This window comes from Streptomyces sp. NPDC023723 (genome assembly GCF_040639815.1).
GTDB lineage: Bacteria > Actinomycetota > Actinomycetes > Streptomycetales > Streptomycetaceae > Streptomyces.
Map to the genome: position 1 here is coordinate 1 of NZ_JBFAAP010000114.1, position 4,124 is coordinate 4,124.

The window sequence follows — 4,124 nt, forward strand, 5'->3', positions numbered from 1 at the left end:
ACGCAAGCCCGAACACTTCCTCGCCTTCACCGCCATCGCCGCGACCCTCATATGCCACCGCAGACTCACCAAATGAAATGACGTCTAAGAGGCCGGGCGTCCGCGACAAGGCCCCTGAAGAGCGCGCCCCACCGGGAACAGTCACGTCACGGCAGCGGGCGCCGGCGCCCGACCCGGGCCCGGTCGGCCGCCCGGACTCCCTCGGTCCAGCCCGCCTCGTCCGAGACGCCCCGCAGCCGGGTGGTCGTCGTCTCCGGGAACATCCGCTCCAGGCGGCCGGTCACCGCGACCTCGCGGGAGGCGAGCACCGGCAGGAGTTCCCGGTCCTCGCCCACCGGCGCCTCGGCGGCGGCCCGCAGCCGAGTGCCCGCGCGGTGCGCGTAAGCCGCCAGGAACGACTGACGGAACGTCTTGGTCCGCTTCCGGCCGCCCTTGCGCTGCGCGGCCTCCGCCCTGGTCATCGCCGTCTCGGCCTGCACGAGCAGCGAGGTGTACAGCAGCTCGACCGCCGTCAGATCGGTCTCGAAGCCGACCACGGTGGAGAAGCCGAGGGCCTCGTTCCACACCGCGCGGCAGTGGTTGGCGGCGGCCACCGCGTCCAGCAGTACCGCCTTGGCCTGCTCGTACGGCGCCTCCACGCCGATCCGGCAGGCCCCGGGGGCGTCGGGCGCGGGCGCGCGGGACGCCAGCAGCGCCTCGTCGATGCTGTGCCGGGCCATCAGTTCCTGCGCCTTGGCGCTCAGCGCCTCCGCCTCCTCCGGATACCCGGTCGCCTCCGCCTTGGCCAGCAGCGCGCGGATGCGGGCGAGGGCGCGCGACTCGGACCGCGCCCCGCCGGACGCGCCGGACCCATCGGACCCATCGGACCCACGGGACCCACCAGACCCACCGGGTTCGTCCAGCGGCTCCAGGTCGGGCAGGCGCAGCAGCAGGCGGTACAGCTCCAGGACGGTGGTGGCGCGTGAGAAACGGTCGCCCGCGGCCGGCCCGGCGGGAAGGCCGTCGAGCTGCGCGGTCCAGCGCGGGCCGCGCGGACGGTCGTAAGCCGCCTGTACCCGGATCAGTTCGGCGGCCAGCCGCAGGTGCGGGTCGCCGAGTTCCCGCCGTACGACGCGTACCAGGTCGGCGGGCTGCCAGCCACGGCGCCAGGCACCGGCGACGAACTCCGCCCCGCGCCGCCGCACCTCGGCGTCGGCCGCCGGGTCGGCCGCGAGCAGGGAGGCCGCCGTGTCGAGGGCGGTGTCGGCACTGTCGTACAGCGCGGTCCGGAAGGCGCGGTCGACGGTGCCGAGGTCATCGGGGGTGCGGGGAGGGCCGGCGTTGCTCACCCGGCGATGGTGCCACGGCCGCCGTCACCGTCTCGTCCGGCGACGGTGCCACGGCCGCGCTCCCGTCCCGCCCGGCGCCGGTGCCACGCTCGCCGTCCCGTCTCACCCCGCGAAAACCGGTCGTCGCCGAACCCGGCCGCCCGGACCATGACGCGCATGATGGACATGTCTCTCTACACGGCGTTCCTCGTCACCGCGTTCGCCCTGTGCGTCTCCCCCGGCCCCGACATGATGTTCATCGTGGCGATGGGCGGACGGGGCGGACCGGCCGCCGGGATGATGGCCGCCCTCGGGGTGTCCGGCGCGATGCTGGTGCACACGATCGCCGCGGCGCTCGGCCTGTCGGCCCTCTTCACGCATCTGCCCGTGCTCTACCACGTACTGCGCTGGGTGGGCGCCGGCTATCTGCTGTACCTGGCGGTGAAGGCGTTCCGGGACCGCTCGGCGCCGGGCGGGGAGCGGACGGCGCCCGGGGGCGTGGGGCTGCGGCGCGCCTTCTGGCAGGGCGCCGTCACCAACCTCCTCAACCCCAAGGTGATCCTCTTCAACGCGGCCTTCCTGCCCCAGTTCGCCGACCCGTCGCTCGGCCATCTGCCGGGCCAGCTCCTGCTGCTCGGCGGCACGCTGACCGCGATGGGACTGGTCTGCGACGGCTGCGTCGGGCTGCTCTCCGGGCGGCTGGCGCACCTGCTGCGGCGCAGCTCCCGGGTGAACCGGTGGCTGAACCTCGTCTCCGGAACGGTGTTCACGGGACTGGCCGTCCGTCTGGCGGTGACGTCACCGGAGCAGCCGTGACACCCCAGCAGGGTGCAGAACTCCGTCGTCCGGTCCGGCGCGGGCGCCGTTGTCAGACCCTGCTGCGAGACTCGTCCCGTGGCCGACCGGTGGGTGCTCGCGGTGGCCGAGGACGGTGGCGTGGAGGTCGCCCCCCTCGGCCCCGACGGGCTGCCCGCGGGGCCGGTGCGGCGGGAGGCGGACGCCGCCGAGGCCGTACGGACCCGGCCGGACGTCACCCGCTGGGTGTGGCGTTCCACCGCCGAGCTGTATCCGCGCCTGCTCGCCGCCGGGGTCCGGGTGCAGCGGTGCTACGACGTCGAGGACGCCGAGACCCTGCTGCTGGGCCACGAGGGCCGCTTCGGCGAACCCCGCTCGGCCGCCGCCGCGCTGGCCAGACTGCGCGGCGGCCCGGTACCGCCCGACCCGCCCCAGCGCGCCGCCGAACCGGGCGCCCAGTCCCCGCTCTTCGAACCCCGGGGCGTCCACCTCCCCCTCGCCGACCTGGTCGCCGTCTACGCCGACCAGCAGCGGCGGCACGACCTGGCCGAGCACCCGGACCGGATGCGGCTGCTGACGGCGAGCGAGTCGGCGGGCATGCTGGTGGCCGCCGAGATGAACCACACCGGGCTGCCCTGGCGCGCCGACGTGCACCGCGAGCTGCTGCACGACCTGCTGGGCGAGCGGTACGCGGGCGGCGGCGAGCCCCGCCGCCTGGCCGAGCTGGCCGACGAGGTCTCCGCCGCCTTCGGCCGCCGGGTCCGCCCCGACCTGCCCGCGGACGTCGTCAAGGCGTTCGCGGGGGCCGGCATCAAGGTCCGCTCCACCCGCCGCTGGGAGCTGGAGTCCCTCGACCACCCGGCGGTGAAACCCCTGCTGGAGTACAAGAAGCTGTACCGGATCTGGGTCGCGCACGGCTGGTCCTGGCTCCAGGACTGGGTCCGCGACGGCCGTTTCCGCCCCGAGTTCCTGGCCGGCGGCACGGTCACCGGCCGCTGGGTGACCAACGGCGGGGGCGGGCTGCAGATCCCGAAGGTCATCCGGCGGGCCGTGGTCGCCGACCCGGGCTGGCGGCTGGTGGTGGCCGACGCCGACCAGATGGAACCGCGCGTGCTGGCCGCGATCTCCCGCGACCCGGGCCTGATGGAGGTCGCCGCCCGCGACAGCGACCTCTACCAGTCGGTCTCCGACCGCGCCTTCTCCGGCGACCGCGCCCAGGCCAAACTGGCGGTGCTCGGCGCGGTCTACGGCCAGACCTCCGGCGACGGCCTGAAGAACCTGGCCGCGCTCAGACGCCGCTTTCCCCGGGCGGTGGCCTACGTCGACGACGCCGCCCGCGCGGGCGAGGAGGGCCGCCTGGTCCGCACCTGGCTGGGCCGCACCTGCCCACCGGCGGCCGGGCCGGGCGAGGCCGACACCGGGGAAGCGGGTCTCCCTCAGGACGAGCCGCCGGGGAGCCGGCCCGGCGAGACGTCCGGCGCCCGCGCCCGGGGCCGCTTCGCCCGCAACTTCGTGGTCCAGGGCAGTGCCGCCGACTGGGCCCTGCTGATGCTGGCCGCCCTGCGGCAGACCTGCGCGGAGATCTCCGCCGAGCTGGTCTTCTTCCAGCACGACGAGGTGATCGTGCACTGCCCCGCGGACGAGACCGACACGGTCGTCGCGGCGATGCGGGAGTCGGCCGACCTGGCCGGGCGGCTGACGTTCGGCCGGACGCCGGTGCGGTTTCCGTTCACCGCGGCGGTGGTGGAGTGCTATGCGGACGCGAAGTGAGCCGCAGCCGTGACCGGAGCCATTGGTTACCGTGTACGCACTCGCCCGTCCAAGCACACACATCTCCACTCGCACATCTCCACTCGCACATCTCCACTCACCCATCCGCGTCCGTCACCGAAAGATTGCCGACCGGCTTGAAATGCGATATGCGCACCCTTGCCCGCGAGCCGCGAGCCGCGAGCCGCGAGCCGCGAGCCGCGAGCCGCGAGCCGCGAGCCGCGAGCCGCGAGCCGCGAGCCGCGAGCCGCG

The 4,124-nt window shown here is 74.8% G+C and carries 3 protein-coding genes; 2 read left to right on the forward strand and 1 reads right to left on the reverse strand.

Annotated features, from left to right (window positions below; genetic code table 11):
* Nucleotides 1–146: 146 nt before the first annotated feature.
* On the reverse strand, nucleotides 147–1,328 hold the full coding sequence (locus tag AB0G32_RS40160) for a DUF2786 domain-containing protein (protein ID WP_361175973.1): 1,182 nt from the start codon (nucleotides 1,326–1,328) through the stop codon (nucleotides 147–149).
* A gap of 156 nt (nucleotides 1,329–1,484) precedes the next feature.
* Between AB0G32_RS40160 and AB0G32_RS40165 the strand changes: the two genes are divergently transcribed.
* Both AB0G32_RS40165 and AB0G32_RS40170 read left to right on the forward strand, forming a co-directional pair.
* The gene (locus tag AB0G32_RS40165) at nucleotides 1,485–2,123 is read left to right on the forward strand and encodes a LysE family translocator (protein WP_361175976.1); all 639 of its coding nucleotides are present in this window, start codon (nucleotides 1,485–1,487) and stop codon (nucleotides 2,121–2,123) included.
* 78 nt (nucleotides 2,124–2,201) lie between these two features.
* The gene (locus AB0G32_RS40170) at nucleotides 2,202–3,872 is read left to right on the forward strand and encodes a bifunctional 3'-5' exonuclease/DNA polymerase (RefSeq protein WP_361175979.1); all 1,671 of its coding nucleotides are present in this window, start codon (nucleotides 2,202–2,204) and stop codon (nucleotides 3,870–3,872) included.
* The last annotated feature ends 252 nt before the right edge of the window (nucleotides 3,873–4,124 follow it).

Coding starts and splice junctions, on each gene's coding strand:
- AB0G32_RS40165 (WP_361175976.1), top strand. CDS start 1,485: ATGATGGACATGTCTCTCTACACGGCGTTCCTCGTCACCGCGTTCGCC.